15 protein-coding genes are annotated in these 17,559 nt (G+C 71.4%); 9 read left to right on the top strand and 6 right to left on the bottom strand.

Going from position 1 to position 17,559, the window contains the following annotated elements; translation table 11 throughout:
- Window positions 1–189: 189 nt before the first annotated feature.
- Window positions 190–1,137: an LCP family protein gene (locus U9R90_RS31070; RefSeq protein WP_411060259.1), complete on the top strand. Its 948-nt coding sequence runs from the start codon at window positions 190–192 to the stop codon at window positions 1,135–1,137.
- Window positions 1,138–1,179: 42 nt separating this feature from the next.
- Here the strand turns inward: U9R90_RS31070 and U9R90_RS31065 are convergent, their stop codons facing one another.
- Window positions 1,180–2,151 (bottom strand): ArsR/SmtB family transcription factor, encoded by a 972-nt coding sequence (locus U9R90_RS31065; RefSeq protein WP_411060257.1) that lies wholly within the window; start codon window positions 2,149–2,151, stop codon window positions 1,180–1,182.
- Between the two features lie 55 nt (window positions 2,152–2,206).
- Here U9R90_RS31065 and U9R90_RS31060 point away from each other — a divergent pair, with 55 nt between their 5' ends.
- The 4 genes from U9R90_RS31060 to U9R90_RS31045 all read left to right on the top strand — a co-directional run bounded on the left by U9R90_RS31060 (window position 2,207) and on the right by U9R90_RS31045 (window position 5,879).
- The gene (locus tag U9R90_RS31060) at window positions 2,207–3,523 is read left to right on the top strand and encodes an MFS transporter (protein ID WP_411060255.1); all 1,317 of its coding nucleotides are present in this window, start codon (window positions 2,207–2,209) and stop codon (window positions 3,521–3,523) included.
- Between the two features lie 121 nt (window positions 3,524–3,644).
- The gene (locus tag U9R90_RS31055; RefSeq protein WP_411060968.1) at window positions 3,645–4,355 is read left to right on the top strand and encodes an SDR family NAD(P)-dependent oxidoreductase; all 711 of its coding nucleotides are present in this window, start codon (window positions 3,645–3,647) and stop codon (window positions 4,353–4,355) included.
- Between the two features lie 53 nt (window positions 4,356–4,408).
- Entirely contained in the window at window positions 4,409–4,921 is a 513-nt protein-coding gene (locus tag U9R90_RS31050) for a VOC family protein (protein WP_411060253.1), read from the top strand.
- A gap of 73 nt (window positions 4,922–4,994) precedes the next feature.
- On the top strand, window positions 4,995–5,879 hold the full coding sequence (locus U9R90_RS31045) for a MerR family transcriptional regulator (protein WP_411060252.1): 885 nt from the start codon (window positions 4,995–4,997) through the stop codon (window positions 5,877–5,879).
- Between the two features lie 7 nt (window positions 5,880–5,886).
- Here the strand turns inward: U9R90_RS31045 and U9R90_RS31040 are convergent, their stop codons facing one another.
- Together U9R90_RS31040 and U9R90_RS31035 are read right to left on the bottom strand one after the other, a co-directional pair.
- On the bottom strand, window positions 5,887–7,779 hold the full coding sequence (locus U9R90_RS31040; RefSeq protein WP_411060251.1) for an MFS transporter: 1,893 nt from the start codon (window positions 7,777–7,779) through the stop codon (window positions 5,887–5,889).
- 174 nt (window positions 7,780–7,953) lie between these two features.
- On the bottom strand, window positions 7,954–10,725 hold the full coding sequence (locus U9R90_RS31035; protein ID WP_411060250.1) for a D-alanyl-D-alanine carboxypeptidase: 2,772 nt from the start codon (window positions 10,723–10,725) through the stop codon (window positions 7,954–7,956).
- 230 nt (window positions 10,726–10,955) lie between these two features.
- On the opposite strand from U9R90_RS31035, the gene U9R90_RS31030 reads away from it, so the two are divergent.
- The 3 genes from U9R90_RS31030 to U9R90_RS31020 all read left to right on the top strand — a co-directional run bounded on the left by U9R90_RS31030 (window position 10,956) and on the right by U9R90_RS31020 (window position 13,406).
- Window positions 10,956–11,714 (top strand): GOLPH3/VPS74 family protein, encoded by a 759-nt coding sequence (locus U9R90_RS31030; RefSeq protein WP_411060249.1) that lies wholly within the window; start codon window positions 10,956–10,958, stop codon window positions 11,712–11,714.
- Window positions 11,715–12,110: 396 nt separating this feature from the next.
- Window positions 12,111–12,977 carry a helix-turn-helix domain-containing protein gene (locus tag U9R90_RS31025; RefSeq protein WP_411060248.1) on the top strand — a complete coding sequence of 289 codons (867 nt, stop codon included), beginning with the start codon at window positions 12,111–12,113 and terminating at the stop codon, window positions 12,975–12,977.
- A gap of 219 nt (window positions 12,978–13,196) precedes the next feature.
- The gene (locus U9R90_RS31020) at window positions 13,197–13,406 is read left to right on the top strand and encodes a DUF397 domain-containing protein (protein ID WP_411060247.1); all 210 of its coding nucleotides are present in this window, start codon (window positions 13,197–13,199) and stop codon (window positions 13,404–13,406) included.
- Between the two features lie 146 nt (window positions 13,407–13,552).
- Here the strand turns inward: U9R90_RS31020 and U9R90_RS31015 are convergent, their stop codons facing one another.
- Window positions 13,553–14,398 (bottom strand): hypothetical protein, encoded by an 846-nt coding sequence (locus U9R90_RS31015; RefSeq protein ID WP_411060246.1) that lies wholly within the window; start codon window positions 14,396–14,398, stop codon window positions 13,553–13,555.
- An 85-nt stretch (window positions 14,399–14,483) separates the two neighbouring features.
- On the opposite strand from U9R90_RS31015, the gene U9R90_RS31010 reads away from it, so the two are divergent.
- Complete coding sequence (locus U9R90_RS31010) at window positions 14,484–15,269, top strand: SDR family oxidoreductase (RefSeq protein WP_411060245.1); 786 nt, start codon at window positions 14,484–14,486, stop codon at window positions 15,267–15,269.
- Between the two features lie 28 nt (window positions 15,270–15,297).
- On the opposite strand, the gene U9R90_RS31005 is transcribed toward U9R90_RS31010, so the two are convergent.
- Both U9R90_RS31005 and U9R90_RS31000 read right to left on the bottom strand, forming a co-directional pair.
- Complete coding sequence (locus U9R90_RS31005; RefSeq protein WP_411060244.1) at window positions 15,298–16,422, bottom strand: ADP-ribosylglycohydrolase family protein; 1,125 nt, start codon at window positions 16,420–16,422, stop codon at window positions 15,298–15,300.
- 314 nt (window positions 16,423–16,736) lie between these two features.
- A complete protein-coding gene (locus U9R90_RS31000; RefSeq protein WP_411060243.1) occupies window positions 16,737–17,549 on the bottom strand; it encodes a DUF2785 domain-containing protein in 813 nt (270 codons plus the stop codon).
- Window positions 17,550–17,559 lie beyond the last annotated feature (10 nt).

Raw genomic sequence — 17,559 nt, 5'->3', positions numbered from 1 at the left:
TCCAGGAGCCGTCGGCGCCCTCCGGGCCCGGCGGCCCGAGCGGCCCCACGCGATCCACCCCACCCACGCGATCCACTCGCCCCACCCGTCCCGCCTCGCCCCACCCGTCCCGCCAGAGCCCCCCGAGCCTCCCGAGGCCGCCCCAGCCGGTTCCGCCGGATCGTCCGGGCGGTCTTCCTCCTCGTGCTGGTGCTGCTCGTCGCCTCCGTCGGCACGTACGTCTGGGCCGACACGGGGCTCACCCGCAAGGTCGACCTCGGCAAGGTGGACGAGCGCCCGCCGCACGGCAAGGGCACCAACTACCTCATCGTCGGCTCCGACAGCCGCGAAGGCCTCTCCGACCAGGACAAGGAGGATCTGCACACGGGCTCGGCCGAAGGCAGCCGCACCGACTCGATGATGGTGCTGCACACCGGCGCCAACGGCACCACGATGATGAGTCTGCCGCGCGACTCGTGGGTGACCATCCCGTCCTTCACGCGCCCGCTGACCGGCAAGCTGCACCGCGCCTCCAAGGACAAGCTGAACGCCGCGTACTCACTGGGCGGCCCCGAACTGCTCGTCCGAACCGTCGAGCACAACACGGGCCTGCGCATCGACCACTACGCGGAGATCGGCTTCGCCGGTTTCGTGGGCGTCGTGGACGCGGTCGGCGGCGTGGAGATGTGCCTGGACAGGGACATCAAGGACGAGAAGGCGAACGTGGACCTGAAGCAGGGCTGTCACACGTTGAGCGGCTCACAGGCACTCGGTTTCGTCCGCCAGCGCCACCAGGAGGCCAAGGGCGACCTGGGCCGCACCCAGAACCAGCAGAAGTTCCTGGCCGCCCTCGCCGAAAAGGCCGCCACCCCACGGGTCGCGCTCAACCCGTCCAAGCTCTACCCGACCATGAACGCGGGCCTGGACACGCTCATCGTCGACAAGGACATGGATCTACGGAAGCTCACGTCGATGTTCCAGGGGATGCGGAACGTCACGGCGGGCACCGGCAAGCGCATCAACGTCCCGGTGTCCAGCATCGGCTTCCGCACCTCCAAGGGCAGCGCCGTGAAGTGGGACGGCCCGCAGGCGAAGAAGCTCTTCGCCGAGCTGAGAGACGACCAGCCGGTGACCTTCAAGGAGAAGGAGAAGGAGTAGCGGGAGAACTAACCGCCGTCAGGGTCCCTGAGGTCGTCCGGGTCAGTCCGCCGCCGCCGTCAGCAGCGTCTCCGCCACGCTGGTGCGCGCGTACAGGACGAGGCGGCCCGTGCGGTGGGCCGTCACCAGGCCCGCGGACCGCATCGCGGTCAGCTGCTGGGAGACCCCGCCGGGGGTCAGCCCGGTCCTGCGCGCGAGCTCCTTCGTGGCGGCCGGTGCGGTCAGTTCGGCGAGCAGTAGCGCGCGGGAGCGGCCGATGACCGCGGCGAGCGCCTCGGGCGCGGTGGTGCGGCGCGGCTGCCACAGATCGCCGAGTGAACGCGGCGGATAGCGCAGCGTCGGCTGGCCGACGCCGCTCGCGACCGTGGAGAAGATCCGCGGCCAGATGAACGCCGACGGCACCAGCAACAGCCCCTGGCCGTCCAGTCTGCGCTCCCCGCGCGCACGGCGGTGGACCATCCGCAGCGCTCCCGCGTCCCAGCCGACCTGCGGGTCGAGGTCGTCGAACAGCCGTCGGGCGCCGCCCTCGGCGAACCGGGTGGCGCGATACAGGATGTCGCCTTCGAGCAGCGTGCGGATGCGCGGCCAGTACGGCGCGAGAGCGACCTCCCAGAACGCGCCGATGGTGTCCGCGAGGCGGCCGAGTCCGCGCTCCGGGTCCTCGCGCAGCGCGTCAACTCCCGGCCGCGCACGGTCCGATGTCGTACGCAGCGAGGCGTACGGCGTGGCGCGCAGCGTCGCCAGCTCGACGGCGAGTGACGGCTGCGGCGTGGTGGGCGGCGGCACCAGGAAGCCCGGGATGCTGTCGGTGGGCATCGGTACCAGGCGGGAGAGCGGTGTGAGGTCGAGCCCGGCCGCGGCGATCCGCGGTCTCACCTGTTCCACCCAACGCCGGTGCAGGCCCTGCTCGTCGGCGCCCCTGAGAACCCGCAGGCAGGCCACCACCTCCCACAGCGGGGAGACGGCGAAGCGCGTACGGGCGACATCTTCGGCCGTGAACTCGATCTGCAGCATTTAGCTCACGCTAAATCATTCGGGCGGGCGAGGGGCGTACGGCAGGTTGCGCCCCATGAAGTCTCCTCCCGACTCCTCTTCCCTTTCTCCCCTTTCCCCGCGGCACGTCTCCGATTCCCTGTGGCACGTCCCCGACTTCCGCGCGCTGTTCACCGCGTCCGCCCTCAGCCAGCTCGGCAGCAACATCGGATACGTCGCCGTACCGCTGATCGCCGTCTCCGCACTGGACGCGGGCGCCGGGCAGGTCGGCCTGCTGGCCGCCCTGAGCACGGCCGCCTTCCTCCTGATCGGGCTGCCCGCCGGGGCCTGGGTGGACCGGATGCGGCACCGGCGCGTGCTGATCGCGGCGGATCTGGTGCGAGCCGCGCTGTTCGCGTCGGTACCGGTGGCCTGGTGGCTCGGCACCCTCACGCTCGGGCAGCTCTACGCGGTCGTGCTGCTGAACGGCTGTGCCACTGTGTTCTTCGACGTCGGCTCGCAGAGCGTGCTGCCGCACCTGGTCGGCCAGGACGACCTGGTACGGGCCAACGCCGCCCTCGTCAGTCTGCACGCCGTGGGCAACGTGGCGGGCCGGGGCGCGGGCGGCGGCCTGGTGCAACTGCTCACCGCACCCCTGGCCGTGGTGGCCACCGCCGTCAGCTACGTGGGCTCGGCGCTCCGCCTCACCGGCATCCCGAAGACACCCGCACCCACGCCCCACGCCGAGCGGCCACCCCGGCTCGGAGCGGAGATCGCCGAGGGCCTGCGCCATGTCCTCGGCAACCCGGAGCTGCGCGCCCTCGCTCTCGGCGCCGCCCTCACCAACTTCGGCGCGCAGCTGGTCAACACCCTGCTCCCGGTGCTGTTCGCCCGCGAACTGGGTCTTCCGGCGGGCGTACTCGGCCTGTACTGGGCGGTCGGCGGAGTCGGCGCCTTCCTCGGTGCCCGCTGCGCCCGTCGGCTCGCCGGGCGGTTCGGCCTCGGGCGTACGCTCGGCTTCGCCGGGCTGTGCACGGCGCCTGCCGCGCTGCTCGTGCCGCTCGTCGGAGGCGGGCCCTGGCTGTATCCGGCGGGCATCGGCTGGCTGCTGGTCACCTTCAAGGTGGGCTGCGACAACGTGCTCGCGGTGAGCCTGCGGCAACGGCTCACCCCCGGTCCCCTGTTGGGCCGGATGAACGCCACCTTCCGGTTCGTGCTCACGGGTGCGCTCGCCGTCGGCTCGGCCGCGGCGGGGGTGATCGGCGAGTTCGCCGGGGTGCGCACGGCACTGTGGGCGGGCGGGGTGTGCATGGCCCTCGCCTTCCTGCCGGTCCTCCTCTCTCCGGTGCGTAACCGCCGCGACCTGCCCGGGCAGGACCAGCGGCCGCCGACGAATGTGATGAGGTCACCCTGAGACCTGACCGACGGAGCACCCGCGCAAGGAGCGTCCAGTGCAGCAGCAGCCAGACCGGCAGCCGGGAGAGCGGCAGCCGGAAGACGGGCAGCAGGGTAGCGGGCGCCAGCGACCCGTCACCATCGTCACCGGCGGAAGCCGCGGTATCGGCGCCGCGATCTGCCGCAGGCTCGCCGCCGACGGGCATGCGGTGGTCGTCGGATACCGCTCCGACGCCGCCGCGGCCGAAGCCGTAGCGGACGAGCTCCACGGCGCCGGACACCGCTGCCTCACCGTGGCCGTGGACACCGCCGACGAGGCGTCCGTGGACCGGCTCTTCGACGCCGCGGGCGAACTCGGCCCGGTCACCGGGCTGGTCAACAACGCCGGGGTGAGCGGGCCCAACGGCCGCCTGGCCGACGCCGACGCGCAGGGAATGCGGGACGCGATCGAGGTCAACGTACTCGGCTATCTGCTCTGTGCGCGCCGGGCGGTACGGGACATGGCCGCGTCCGGCGGCGGCGCCATCGTGAACATCTCCTCCGCGGCGGCCACCCTCGGCAGCCCCGGCCAGTACGTCCACTACGCGGCCACCAAGGCCGCGACGGACGCCATCACGGTCGGCCTGGCCAAGGAGGTCGCCGCCGACGGCATCCGCGTCAACTGCGTGGCCCCCGGCGTCATCTGGACCGGCTTCCACGAGGACCCCGAGCGCCCCGCGAAGCTCGCGGACACCATCCCCATGGGCCGCGCGGGGCAGCCGGAGGAGATCGCCGGGGCGGTGTCCTGGCTGCTGTCCCGGGACGCGTCGTACGCGACGGGGGCGGTGCTGCGCGTGGCAGGGGGCATGTGAGCCCTATTCAACTAGGACTGGATCCGTCCTAGTTGAGGGCTAGCGTGAGCGTCATGACTTCTCCTCACGTCAAGCCCGTGCCCGACGGCTACCACACCGTCACCCCGTGGATCATCTCCCGCGACACCGCCCGGCTCATCGCGTACGTGCAGGACGCCTTCGGCGCCCGGGAGTTGGGCCGCTTCACCGGAGAGGACGGACGCATCGGGCACGCCGAGGTACGGATCGGCGACTCGGTGATCATGATGTTCGACGCGGCCCCGGAGTGGCCGCCCACGCCCGGCCTCATCCGGCTCTACGTGGAGGACGCCGACGCTGTACACCGGCAGGCCGTGGCGGCGGGCGGCACCTCGGTCACCGAGGTCACCCACCTGGCCTTCGGTGACCGGGTAGGGCGGGTCCGCGATCCGCTGGGCAACCTCTGGTGGATTCAGACGCGCGTGGAGGACGTCGACGCCGAGGAGCTGGAGCGCCGCTACGGCGATCCGGAGTTCACCAAGGCCATGGAGTACGTGCAGGGCGCGGACTTCTTCCCCGGCCGCGACGACCACGACGGCCAGGGTTGACCTTGTCCTTGGGGCAGAGCCCATCGTCTTCCGCACCGGGCGGAGAGCCCGCCCGGTGACGGAGGATGGGCCCGTGAACGACGCCGCCGCCAGCCACCGCGACACCGAGCTGCTCACCATCGGGGCGTTCGCCCGCCGCGCCCGGCTGTCGCCCAAGGCCCTGCGGCTGTACGACCGCCTCAGGCTGCTGCCCCCGGCCCACGTGGACGAGACAAGCGGCTACCGCCGCTACCGCGCGGACCAGGTGGAGCGGGCCCGGCTGGTCGCGCTACTGCGGCAGCTCGACATGCCGCTGGCGCGGATCAGCGAGGTGCTGACGCTGCCGGACCCGCAGGCCGCCGACGCGGTCGCGGCGTACTGGACGGACGTGGAGGAGCGCATCGCCGGACAGCGCACGCTCGCGGACTACCTCCGTGGCCGACTCTCCGGAAGGAGCCACGAGATGTACGGAAAATTCGAGGTCAAGGTCGTCGACGTACCCGAGCAGTACGTCATCACCGAGTCCCGGCACACCCTGTCCGACGAACTGCCCACCTTCATCGGCGCCTCGCTGGAGCGGCTGGAGAAGGCGGCGCGGGAGTGCGGTGGCCTCACCGGCGCGCCGTTCGTCGCGTACTACGCGGAGGTGACGCAGGAGAGCGACGGCCCGGCCGAGTCCTGTGTGCCGGTCGCCGACGCGGCGGCCGCGCGGGCCTGGGCCGAGGGCGCCCGCGGCGCGAAGACCCGGGTGGAACCGGCCCGGCGCCTCGCGTACACCCGGGTCACCAAGGCGCAGGTCGCGTATCCGCAGATCAACTCGGCCTTCGAGGCGGTCGAGGAGTGGATCGGGCAGCAGAAGGGCATGACGATCGCCGGGCCCTGCCGGGAGATCTACTTCGCCGACTGGTGCGCCGCGGGCCCCGAGGACGAGGTCTGCGACATCGCCTTCCCCGTGGAGGTCGTGGAGGTCGCGAACTAGGACCAGGTCAGCGGAGCTCCTCGGGGCACGGGGTGCCCCGAGGGGCTGCGTACGGCGCGCCCAGCCGGTACGTACCGGCGCGCGGCGCCAGCAGTTCCGTCCACTTGTCGCCCGCCGCGTCCTCCTCGGTCTCGATCAGGCAGCCGTTGACGTTGTCGAACGTCTTCGGCTCGCCCTCCGCGCGGTTCTTGGACTCCTCGGTCTCCTGCGGCCGCTCCACGCGCTTGCCGTCCTTGTCGACCAGCCCGAGCCACGGCGAGTACGGGATGCGGACCAGCACCCGGCCGGGCTCCGTCACCTCGATCGTCCAACTGCCCTGCCCGGCGCGCTGCACCTTCGCGGGCGGGTCGGCGAGCGGCGTGGGCGAGGTGACCTCGAACAGCTGCCAGTTCTTGTCGCCCCACAGCTGCTTCAGATACGGCTGGCCCTTCTCGATCAGCTCCCGCTCGCGCAGCCCGCCGTCGCCGTCCAGCGCGTCCTTGGGAAGCACCACGTAGTGGACGGCCCAGCGGTGCAGCCACTCACGGTAGTTCGCGGAGTTCAGCGTGTCGTCGTAGAAGAGCGGGTTGCGCTCCATGTCGGCCTGGCGGGTCCAGCCGCGTGCGAGATTCACGTACGGCGCGAAGGCGGATGCCTCGCGGTGGCTGCGGGCGGGGACCACCTCGACGCGGCCCTTGTGGGCGTCCACCTTCTGCAGCTGGTTGAGCAGCGGCGCCAGCTCGCGCGCCCAGAAGGCCTTCGGGGTGGTGTTCCGTACGTCGTCGAGCCCCTTGAAGCCGATCCAGGCGTTCAGCCCGAGTGCGGCCACCGCGAGCGCGTACCACTTGACGGTGCGCGGCACGGTGAACGGCAGTGCGGCGACCAGCGCGACGCCCGCGAAGAGCATGGGGAGCCGGGTGATGTTGGAGCCGATCTGCGACTCCAGCGCGGTCACCAGGACGACGCTGACGACGTAGACCGCGGCGGTGATCCGTACCGTCTTCCACCGCTTCGGCGAGAGGGCGAAGACGAGGCCCCCGAAGAGGATCGGCAGGATCGCCGACGCGATCCCCATCGGCTGCGTACCGGAGAACGGGAAGAACCACCAGGACAGCCCGACGACCGCCACCGGGGCGAGCCCCAGGGCGTACGCGCCCGGGCGCCTGCCCTGCAGGAACAGCGCGGCCGCGACCAGGCCGGTGAACAGGCCCGCCACCGGGCTCGCGGCCGTCGCGATCCCCGCGAGCGGGGCGGCCACGGCGGCCTTCGCCCAGCGGTTGTGGCGCCACCTGTGCGGCCAGCAGAAGACGGCGGCCACCGCGCCGAGCCCGAACATCATGCCGAGGCCGAAGGTGACCCGGCCCGACACGGCGTTGCAGAACAGCGCGAAGACACCCGCGAGCGCCGGGGGCAGCGGCTTCTTGACCACCCGGCTGCGCATCAGGATCAGCGTGAGCAGCCCGGCCGACACGGTCCCGGCGATCATCATCGTGGTCCGCACGCCGAGTACGTGCATCAGATACGGCGACACCACGCTGTACGACACCGGGTGCATCCCGCCGTACCAGGCGAGGTTGTACGCGGACGCCGGGTGCCGGCCGACGAACTCGGCCCAGGCGTCCTGGGCGGCGAGGTCGCCACCACTGTTGGCGAACGTGAAGAACCAGACGATGTGGAGTACGGCGGCGACGAGGGTGACGACGGTGACCGGGTGCCTCAGGAGACGGCGGAGGCGGGGCTCGCCGACAGGGTCACGCTGGTCGGCGCGACCTGACTGGTCCGGCGTACCGCCGTCCGCGCCCGCGCCCGCGTCGTCGACGGCGGCACCCGTGCGCTGCTCTGGCAGCCGTATTCGCGCGGCGGCGCCGCCCTCGCCAGGGTTGGCGTCGTCGTCTGCGCGCGTCGGCCCCGCAGTGGCCACTGAAGGCTCTCCCCGTGTCGTTCCGTGCTGTGGTGTCGTGCTGTGGCGCGTGCTCTGGGGGCGTCCCGCGCCGTCCCGTGTCGCGTCCCCGCCCCGATCCTCGGGACGCTAGCACGCGCCACCGTCAGGGGGAGCCCCGGCGAGGCTCCCCCAATCCGGGTCGGCTTCTTCGCGTCAGCCGACGCGGGTCAGCTTCTTCGAGAAGCTCGGTTCCGCGAGGTCGTTCTGGAGGGCGACCGGGACCTGCACCGCACCCCCGTTACCGTCGCCGACGTTCAGTACGCCGACCTTGGTTCCGGCCTTGGCGGAGTGCGGCGGGGTCTTGCCGCCGTCGGTCAGCTCCAGCTTGACGGTCAGGCCCGGCCAGCCGACCGCGGTGACGTCCTTGGTGGCGACCACCGGGCTCGTACCGCCGAGGCCGTCATCGACAACGCCCACGACATCACCCTTCTTGACCACGGTCTCCGCTTCGAGGAGCTTCTGTGTGCGCTGGATCAGCTCCAGGCTCTTGTCGACCGCGGTGTCCAGGATCGGCACCCCGTGCTGCCCGAACACGGCGCCGATGATCAGCTGTGTGCTGTCGCCGACCTTCTTCTCGGCGGCGAAGAGGAGATTGCCGCCGGCCTTGGTGGTGGAGCCGGTCTTGATGCCGACGACGCCGTAGAGCGGGACGAGCTTGTTGTAGTTCTTCTCCTTCTGGTTGGACGTGGTCGACTCGTAGCCGGGCTGCCGGACGATCTGCTTGAACACCGGGATGTCCATGGCGGCCTTGCCGAGCTTCACCTGGTCGGCGGCGGAGCTGACGGTGCTCTCCTCGAGCCCGCTGGGGTCCGTGTAGGTGGTGTCCTTCATGCCCAGGTCGTTCGCGGCCTCGTTCATCTTGTCGACGAACGCCTCCGCGTCACCGTCGTTGTCCCAGCGGGCGAGCAGCCGCGCGACGTTGTTCGCGGACGGGAGCATCAGGGCCTGGACGGCCTCCTTGACGGTGATCTCCTGGCCCTCCTCGACCTTGACGACCGACTCCTTCTCCTCGAGGCCGTTGACGTAGTCGTCCTCGGCCTGCTTGTCGACGGTCAGGGTCTCGTCGGGCTTGTGGTCCTTGAGGATCACGTACGCCGTCATCGTCTTGGCGACGCTGCCGATCGGGATCGGCTTCTGCTCGCCGTACGTGCCGAGGCTGCCGAGCCCGTCCACCTCGACGACCGCCTGGCCCTCGGTCGGCCAGGGCATCGACGGCTTCTTCCCGTCGAACGTGAATGTGTCGGCCGCGGTCAGCTCGATGCCGGGGGTGGGCAGCGGGCGCGCGGCCTGTACGACCGCGAAGACCACGGCGACGAGGACGAGCAACGGCGTCCAGATCTTGACCCGGCGCACCGCGGTACGCATCGGGGTCTCCGGCTTCGGCGGAGTGTTCGTCAGCTCGGCGAGCAGGTCGAGCGGGGGCCTGGGCGGCATCGGCTGCTGCGTGGTGCGCTCCGGCTCCACGGGGTCCTCCGCCGCCGCCTCCGGCGTGGGGGGCTCGGCCCCGTCCAACGGCTTGAGCGCGACGAACTGACTGGTCCGCTCACCCGCGCCCTCCGGCCGCACGGCCTTCAGCATGGCGGTCGGCTGATCCCCACCGCGCGCGGATGCGGATACGGCCTTGAACACGGTGGTGGCCTGATCCCCCGCGGGTCCGTCGGCACCCGGCGCCCCGGCATCCGAGGCATCAGCCCCAGACGGCCGCCCGGCGTCCTTGCCACCACCGGTGACACCACCGGCATCGGCCCCGGACGCGGCGCTGGTGCCCGCGTCGCCCACCGGGCCCCCCTTCGGAGCCACCGCACGGGCAACGCCCGGCGCACCGGACTGCCCGGCGTCCGGGGCATCAGCCTCGGACGGCCGCCCGGCACCCTTGCCACCACCGGCGTCGGCCCCGGACGCGGCGCTGGTGCCCGCGTCGCCTACCGGGGCCCCCTTCGCGCCAGCCGCCGCCGCGCGGGCAGCGCCCGGCGTACCGGGCTCCTCGGCGTCCGAGGCATCGGCGCCGGAAGCGGAGACGGGGGCCGCGTCGGCGCCGTCGGCGTCGGCGGACGGGACGGCCTTCCTGGCGGCGGGCGCCGTGCCGTCCTCGACTGGCGCAGCGGACTCGTCGGCGTGGGCATCGTCCGCCTTGGCGGCCCGCTCAGCAGCCGACGCCGCGGGGTCGGCCCCAGACGTACCGGACGTACCGGACTCCTGTGCGTCCGAGGCATCGGCCTCGGACGGTCGTTCCGCGGCCGCGGCCGCGCCAGCACCGGAGCCGTCGTCCGCACCGGCGTCCGACGCGGAGGCCGTGTCAGCGGCGGCCTCGCCCGCTACGGCCTCGTCGGCGTCGGAGGCGGCACCCTCCGCCTCGGCGGCCTCGGCGGTAGCCGACGCCGCACGGTCGCCGTCCGGCGCACCGGACTCCCCAGCACCATCGGGCCCGCCAGCCTTCGCGGCAGCCAACAACTCACCGGCACCGGCAGGCGCGCTGGACTCCTCAGCGTCCGGGGCGTCGCCAGACGCCCCTTCCGAACCACCCGCCCCGGAGGCGGCGGCGTCCGCGGCCTCCGGTTCCGGGTCCGCGGACCCGGAGTCGTCCGCGGAGGCGGGCGACTCCCCGGCGTCACCCTTTGCGGACGCATCGGCGTCGGACGAGCTCGCGACCCACGCCGCCACCGCCGCCCGCAGCCGCGCGTCCTCGGACCTCGCGGCGGTCGCCCCGAGATCCGCCGTAGAGAAGACCGCCGTCGGCTGATCGACCCTGGAGGACGCCTCTGCCTCAGAGGACGCCTCTGCCTCGGAGGACGCATCGGCCCCGGAGGACGAGTCGTCCCCACCCGGCGCGTCCCGGAACACCGCGAGCCGGGGATCACTCTCCCCCGCCGCGGGCTTCCCCGAGGACTTCCGTCGCTCCGACCTGTCGGGGGTCTCGCCCGCCACCGATGCCTCCTCTAATGCGCCTTACGCCCGTACGCCCTACGCCTCGCGGGAGCGCCCCGCGCGTCCGAACCCCGTGTCCGAACCATGTACCAGTGTCCTGTGTGGGGGCTTAACCCCCGTGGTAGACGAGAACGACATACCTGCCGGTTCCCGTACAAACAACCCTCGTGCTCTCGACAGATGAATGTGAGAGGGGTCACCCTGTCATTCATCCACGCGGGGAGGCATGGATGGGCAGGAGCCGCAGAACAATTCCGGAGGAGCTTCTGCTGCTCGCTCTGGACCCGACCACGGGTACCACAGCGCAGCCGCAGTCGCTCGACCTCGGTCTGGCCGGAGCACAGCTAGTAGAGCTGGCACTGGCCGGACGGATAGCCCCTGACGGGGATCGTATCGCCGTGGTCGTACCACGGCCGACTGGAGATCCGACACTGGACTGTGCACTGGAACTGCTACGCAGGCGTGGCGCTCCGGTACGCGCGGTCAACTGGATCGGCGGGCCCCGCCTGGGGCTGCGCCAGACCTATCTCTCGCATCTGGAACGGTGCGGCATGGTGCATGCCGTAGCGGGCCAGATGTGCGGAGTGCTGCCGACGACTCGCTACCAGGCGACGGACACGGCCATCAGCCGGGAGATCAAGGCCCGGCTGGACTCAGCGATCCGCACCGGCGTACCACCGGACCCGCGGACCGCGGCGCTCGCCGCACTGGCCCACGCGGTCGGACTCGGCAAGCACCTCTACCCGGGGAACGAAGGGCGCTCATCGCGCTCCCGGCTCCGGGATCTGATCAGGCACGACCCCATGGGCGGCCTCGTGGCGCACGCCGTGATGGACGTCCAGAACGGCGTGGCCGCACAGCCGCGCCGCTCACCGGCACCGGTCGGCCGCCAACCGGCCAGGGCCACCGCCGCACCGGACACCGCGAATGCCAACGGCGTCCCGATGCAGCCGCGCCGGGGTTCCATGGCACGGGCCGTGGCCCACTGAGCTGAGCCGGCACCCGCACCGCACCCTCAAGCACCACGCGCACGCACCGCCAGCACGGCCAAGGCCAAGCACGGCAAGCACGGCCAAGGCCAAGCACGGCAAGCAGTACGAGCACCGCGCACCACCCGCTACCAACGCCGCACCGCAGTCCCCACAGACCCGGTTCGGGAGCCGCTGGGTCGCGCGGGGTGGTGACCGGCCGTCCAGGACGACGGAGCCGGTCCGCCGCCCCGCGCACCCGCATGTCCGGCCGGGCCCCGCCACCGTGGCCCCACAGGGCGCAGCACTACACGTCCCCGCACGTCATCCGCTGTTTCCCAGCGCTGAGTCACCTCTTGGTGGCAATCTGCTGAACACCAGATACGCAAAGAGGCTTCAGCCGGAGGTGCACTTCCCGTGGCGTCCAACGTCAATCCCACCGTCAGACGACGCCGGTTGGGCCAGGAGCTGCGTCGGCTCCGCGAGCTCAAGGGCATGACGGCGGAGGAGGTGGCCGAGCGCCTGCTGGTCTCCCAGTCGAAGATCAGCCGCCTGGAGAACGGCCGGCGCTCCATCAGCCAGCGAGACGTACGCGACCTGTGCGGCGTGTACGAGGTCGATGACCACCGCATCGTCGACTCGCTGATGCAAATGGCCAAGGACAGCCGCCAGCAGGGCTGGTGGCATGCCTACGGCGACATTCCGTACAGCGTCTACATCGGCCTGGAGACGGACGCGGCGTCGCTGCGCGTGTACGAGCCCCAGGTCGTCTCCGGCCTGCTGCAGACCCGCGCCTACGCGGAGGCCCTGATCAACGGCGCGCTGCCGGAGACCACGCCGACCGACATCGAGAAGCGTGTCCAGGTACGGATGCGCCGCCAGGACCGGATCAACGCGGAGGAGAGCCCGCTGCGGCTGTGGGCCGTACTCGACGAGGCGGCGCTGCGCCGGACCGTCGGCGACCGCCAGGTGATGATCGACCAGCTGGATCACCTGGTGGAGGTGTCGCAGCTGCCGCATGTGACGGTCCAGGTGATGCCGTTCACGATGGGGGCGCACCCGGGCGTGAACGGGCAGTACGCCGTACTCGAGTTCCCGGACGCCGCCGATTCGAGCGTCGTCTACATCGAGGGTGTCACCAGCGACCTTTATCTGGAAAAGGCCCATGACGTACAGAAATACAGCGTCATGTACGAGCATCTCCGGGCTCAGGCCCTGAATGTGGATCAAACTCGCCAGTTCATTACGGAGATCGCGAAGGAGTACGCCAAACCGCTGACCTGACACCCGCACGCCACGCGCCGGTCCGGCCGATTCGGATCACCCTCCGTCAGAAGGCGCCGAACCGTACACCTACACGGCGTCAAGAGGGAAGACCTAGCTGGAATATGCCATCCGGTCGAGTGAATGGCAGCTTCACTCACCGAAGTTCGCGAGTAGCGTCGATCACGCCAACAAGTTCGTTGGCAGATCGAATCTCGACAACTGCTAGACGGAGCAAAAATGGCAATTCAGCAAGGAACCACGACCACCTGGACAAAGTCGTCGTACTCCACCGGAAACGGCGCGTGCGTAGAGGTCAAGTCCCCCGTGCTGCACGCGATCGCCGTGCGGGACTCCAAGGTCCCCGAGGGTCCGGCCATCGCCTTCGGCCCCGACTCCTGGAACGCGTTCATCGGACAGGTCAGCGGGGGGACTGCCGACCTCGCCTGATGCGGAGAGATCCCAGAGATCGCGCCATAGGCGGAAGTACTGGCGACCACAACCGCATAGCACCACATCGCATCATCGAAGAGCCCTCTCGACTGGCCCGCCGTCCCGGCCGAGGGGGCTCGGCCATGCGCGCGTGACGCATGCCCCTACGACTGCCGTAGCTGATCGACATAGGTGTCGGTACCCGGCACGGTCGGGATGAACGGCGCCACCAACTCGACCCGCCCCAGGCCTGACTTGCCGACCTCCTCGGCTTGGTTCGCGAAGTGCTCGGACCAGCACTCCCTCGGATCCGCTTGCAGGAACCACAGCAGCGTGAGCCGTGTGTCGACCCCCTCGACCTGCTTCACGTACGACATCCGGTCCCCCGGCAGCGGCGTCGGCCCGAACACCACCACCATCGCGGCCGGCGACCCGGACAGTCCGCGCGGCAGGCACTTGGCCCGCAGCCACTCCAGCAACTCCGCCCGCCGCTCAGGACCTTCGGCGTCGATCACCTCCAGGACCAGCCCCCGGTAGGGGTGATCGAGCGCGTGGACATCGCGCGGCCCGGCCGCCCCGTCCCGGTAGACGGTCGCCAAGTGATCCTGGAAGGAGGTGAAGACATGCGTACGGTCCTGGTAGACCCGCCCGTCCCGGTTGAGCCGCTTGTTGATGCCGACGGTCCACTTCATGTGGTCGTCGTAGCGTCCGTCGGTGATCCAGTACGTGGAGAGGTAGCACCCCGCGGTCACCGGCTGCGCGACGGCCGACTCCTCCGGATACCGGAGCAGTTGGAGGTCCCTGGTGGCGACCCAGCGGCGTCCGGCGTACATCCAGGGCATGGCCATCGCACCGGCGTAGTAGTGATCGTCCTCGTACCAGCGGTTGTACGCGTACTCATGGCCGGGATGCGGTTCGACCATGGTGATCAGGGCGTGCCCCGGATGCGTCCCGTACGGCCCCACGGCCGCCAGCTCCGCGTACACCTCACTGCGCGTCTCTTCACCCATCAGTCCCCAGTCCCCTTCCGTCCTTCCCTGAACGGACCTACTCTGACGCCCCGTCAGACAATCCACCAGACTCGCGGAGGCGTCCGTGCTGATGCTGCAGGGAAAGACCGTGCTCGTCTCCGGGGTCGGCGCCGGGCTCGGCCACGAGGTCGCGGCGGCGGTGGTACACGACGGGGGGCGGGCCGTGCTCGGGGCGCGGACCGAGGCGAACCTCGCCAAGTCCGCGGCCGAGATCGACCCCGAAGGCGGCAGGACCGCGTACCGCTCGACCGATATCACCGACGAGGGCCAGTGCGAGGCCCTCGCCGCGCTGGCGCTCGAACGGTTCGGGCGGATCGACGCGGTGGTCCATGTCGCGGCCTGGGACAGCTACTTCGGGGGGCTCACGGACGCGGACTTCACGACGTGGCAGCAGGTCATCGATGTCAACCTGCTGGGCACACTGCGGATGACGCGGGCCTGTCTGCCGGCGCTCAGGGAGCGCGGCGGCTCGGTCGTCATCATCGGTACGCAGTCCGCCGTCGCCGCGCCCTCGCAGGTGCGGCAGGCGGCGTACGCGGCGTCCAAGGGGGCGCTCACATCGGCGATGTACTCCCTGGCGAGAGAGCTGGGGCCGGACCATATCCGGGTCAACACGGTGCTGCCCGGCTGGATGTGGGGCCCACCGGTCGAGGCGTACGTCCGCCTCACCGCGCAGCGCGAGGGCGTACCGGAGGCTTCGGTGCTCGCCCGCCTCACGGAGCGCATGGCACTCCCGTCACTGGCGACGGACGGCGACGTCGCGGACGCGGTGACGTTCCTGGCGTCGGACCGGGCCCGGTCGATCACGGGCCAATCGCTGCTGGTGAACGCAGGCGAGCTGATGCGGTAGGCGGGGCTCTGACCTCAGAGCCTGCTCCTCAACCCCGCGGATACCGTGCCAGCCACCCCGGCGCCGACGCCCCCGGCCCGTGCAGAGCGGGCCCCTGCGTCATCTCCATCGCGAAGTCGTCCGCGAGCGACAAGATCGTCGGGCGGCCCTCCAGCTCGGCGAGCCACCCCGGCGGCAGCGCGGTCTCACCGTGCAGGGCGCCGAGAAGCGCCCCGGCCAACACCCCCGTACCCACCGAGTCACCCCCGTGATTGACCGCAAGGGTCAGCCCGTGCCGGATGTCCTCGCAGACCAGCGCACAGTAGACCGCGGCGCCGAGCACATCCCCCGCTCCCCCGTCCACGGACGGCAGCGCCAGCGCCTCCACCCGCGCCGCGCTCGGCATCCCCTGCCGCACCGCGCCCAGCGCCTGCCGGAGCGCCGAGGTGACCGGCTCGTGCCCGGGCCTGGTGGCCAGCAGGGCCAGGGTGTGCTGGACGGCGCCGTCCAGGGACTCCCCGCGGGCCAGACCGTGCACCAGGACGGCCTGCGCCCCCGCGGCGAGATACGCGGCGGGGTGGCCATGGCTCTGCACGGCGCACTCGACGGCGAGCTGCAGTACCAGCTGCGGCTCCCACCCGACGAGCAGCCCGAACGGCGCGGACCGCACCGCCGCACCCGTACCGAGCTCGGCGGGATTGCGGGGCGCGTCCAGCGTGCCCATCGCCTCGTCGCCGAACCCGAGGAGACAGGCCCGGCCAGGGTCGCGGCGGGCGTACAGCCACTCCTCACGCGCCAGCCACCCGTCGTCCTTGCGCCGCTCGTCGGGCCCCCACTCGTGCTGCGTGGCGGCCCATCGGCGATGCGCGCGGTGCACGTCGGTGGGCGGATGCCAGGCACCCGTGTCGCGCCGCACCTGCGCGCGTATCAGCCCGTCGACGGTGAACAGACCGAGCTGGGTCGCCGCGGTCACCGCACCGCGTCTGCCGTAGGCGGGGGCGAGGTCGGTGAGCCCGTCCGCGCCGTACGCGGTACGTATCGCGTCGAGCCCGAGCCCGGCCAGCGGCGCCCCGAGCGCGTCACCGAGCGCGGAACCGAGCAGCGTGCCGCGCACTCGGCTGCGGAAGTCCTGCTGCTCCGCCCGGCCCCAGATGGCCGTGGCCGCTGCGCCCATCGCGCCCCTCCCTCCGGTACCCCCAGTCCCGCAGCACTGTAATCGACCGGGAACGTCCGTTTGGAGGCGGCGAGGTTATGCGAAATGTGGCCTCGCAATTCACTTTTGGGAGGACCGGGACGTCGTCTGGTGCGGCGTGTACCACTCAGAGATGGCCGAGCTCATCGCGAGTACGTGACGACCCCGGGAGTCGCGCAGGAGGCGCGGGCCCCCGGCGTCCCAGGCCGTCCTCCAGCGCAGCGGCTTCGCCGAGGTGGCGGACGTCAGGATCGAAGGGCGCCCCGGTCTCCGCTACGAGCGCCCCCTGTAGCCGGTCAGGCCAGCCAGCCGTAGGGCAGGCGGAGGATGGAGGCGACCTCGGCGGCGATGGCCGGGGCGTGTGCGGGTATGCCCTCCTCCACCAGTCCTCGGGTCAGGTGGAGGTGGAGGGACTGGAGGGTGGCGAAGGTGTTGAAGGCCCATGGGGGCACGGGGCCTGGACCGCCGCCTTCCAGGGCCTTCCTCACCACGGTCAGCCAGTCGGTGGACTGGGGGGCGGTCAGGTCGGGGCCCAGCAGGATGCGGGTGAGGGCGCGGGCCAGGCGGGCGTCTTCGAGTTGGGCGTAGCGGTAGTCGGCGTGCGGGGCCGTCATGCGGTGGGCGCACAGGTCCAGGAGGTCGGTGCGGCGGGCCGGTAGGGCCTCGGCGAACGCGGCGGCCGCGTCGGCACCGTGGGCGACCGCGTGCAGCCAGCCGAGAGAGTCGTCCCAGCCGCGGGTGTCGCGCTCGGCCGGGTACCACGCGGCGAACGCGGCGTACCAGCGTTCCGCGGTCGGCTGGGGAACCGTGCCGGGGGCGGACTGTCCTCGGGCCAGCACGCAGCGCAGGGCGAGCGGGGCGAAGGTGCGGGCCTGGATCTCGGGGTGGGCGAGGCGGGCCGCCGCCGTGTTGCCGAGGTCCGGCAGGGCCCCGTCGAGGTGGCCCTCGCGTATCCAGCGCGCGGCGGCCGTGTAGGCGTGGTCGTCGCGTACCTCGGGGTCGGGGGACACGAGCATCGCCGAGAGTTCGTCGGCGAGTTGAGTGGTCGGTATGGAGGAGGGGAAGGGGAAGTCGTGTGCGGCTGTCGACTGCCAGTCGATGAGGGTCATGGGCAGCAAC

The sequence above is a fragment of the Streptomyces sp. E11-3 genome (assembly GCF_046540415.1).
Lineage (GTDB): Bacteria > Actinomycetota > Actinomycetes > Streptomycetales > Streptomycetaceae > Streptomyces.
Note: the sequence above shows the minus strand (reverse complement) of the source record. Positions and strands in the feature narration are given on the sequence as shown.

Coding starts and splice junctions, on each gene's coding strand:
- U9R90_RS31065 (WP_411060257.1), bottom strand. CDS start 2,151: ATGCTGCAGATCGAGTTCACGGCCGAAGATGTCGCCCGTACGCGCTTC.
- U9R90_RS31060 (WP_411060255.1), top strand. CDS start 2,207: ATGAAGTCTCCTCCCGACTCCTCTTCCCTTTCTCCCCTTTCCCCGCGG.
- U9R90_RS31050 (WP_411060253.1), top strand. CDS start 4,409: ATGACTTCTCCTCACGTCAAGCCCGTGCCCGACGGCTACCACACCGTC.
- U9R90_RS31030 (WP_411060249.1), top strand. CDS start 10,956: ATGGGCAGGAGCCGCAGAACAATTCCGGAGGAGCTTCTGCTGCTCGCT.
- U9R90_RS31020 (WP_411060247.1), top strand. CDS start 13,197: ATGGCAATTCAGCAAGGAACCACGACCACCTGGACAAAGTCGTCGTAC.
- U9R90_RS31015 (WP_411060246.1), bottom strand. CDS start 14,398: ATGGGTGAAGAGACGCGCAGTGAGGTGTACGCGGAGCTGGCGGCCGTG.
- U9R90_RS31005 (WP_411060244.1), bottom strand. CDS start 16,422: ATGGGCGCAGCGGCCACGGCCATCTGGGGCCGGGCGGAGCAGCAGGAC.
- U9R90_RS31000 (WP_411060243.1), bottom strand. CDS start 17,549: ATGACCCTCATCGACTGGCAGTCGACAGCCGCACACGACTTCCCCTTC.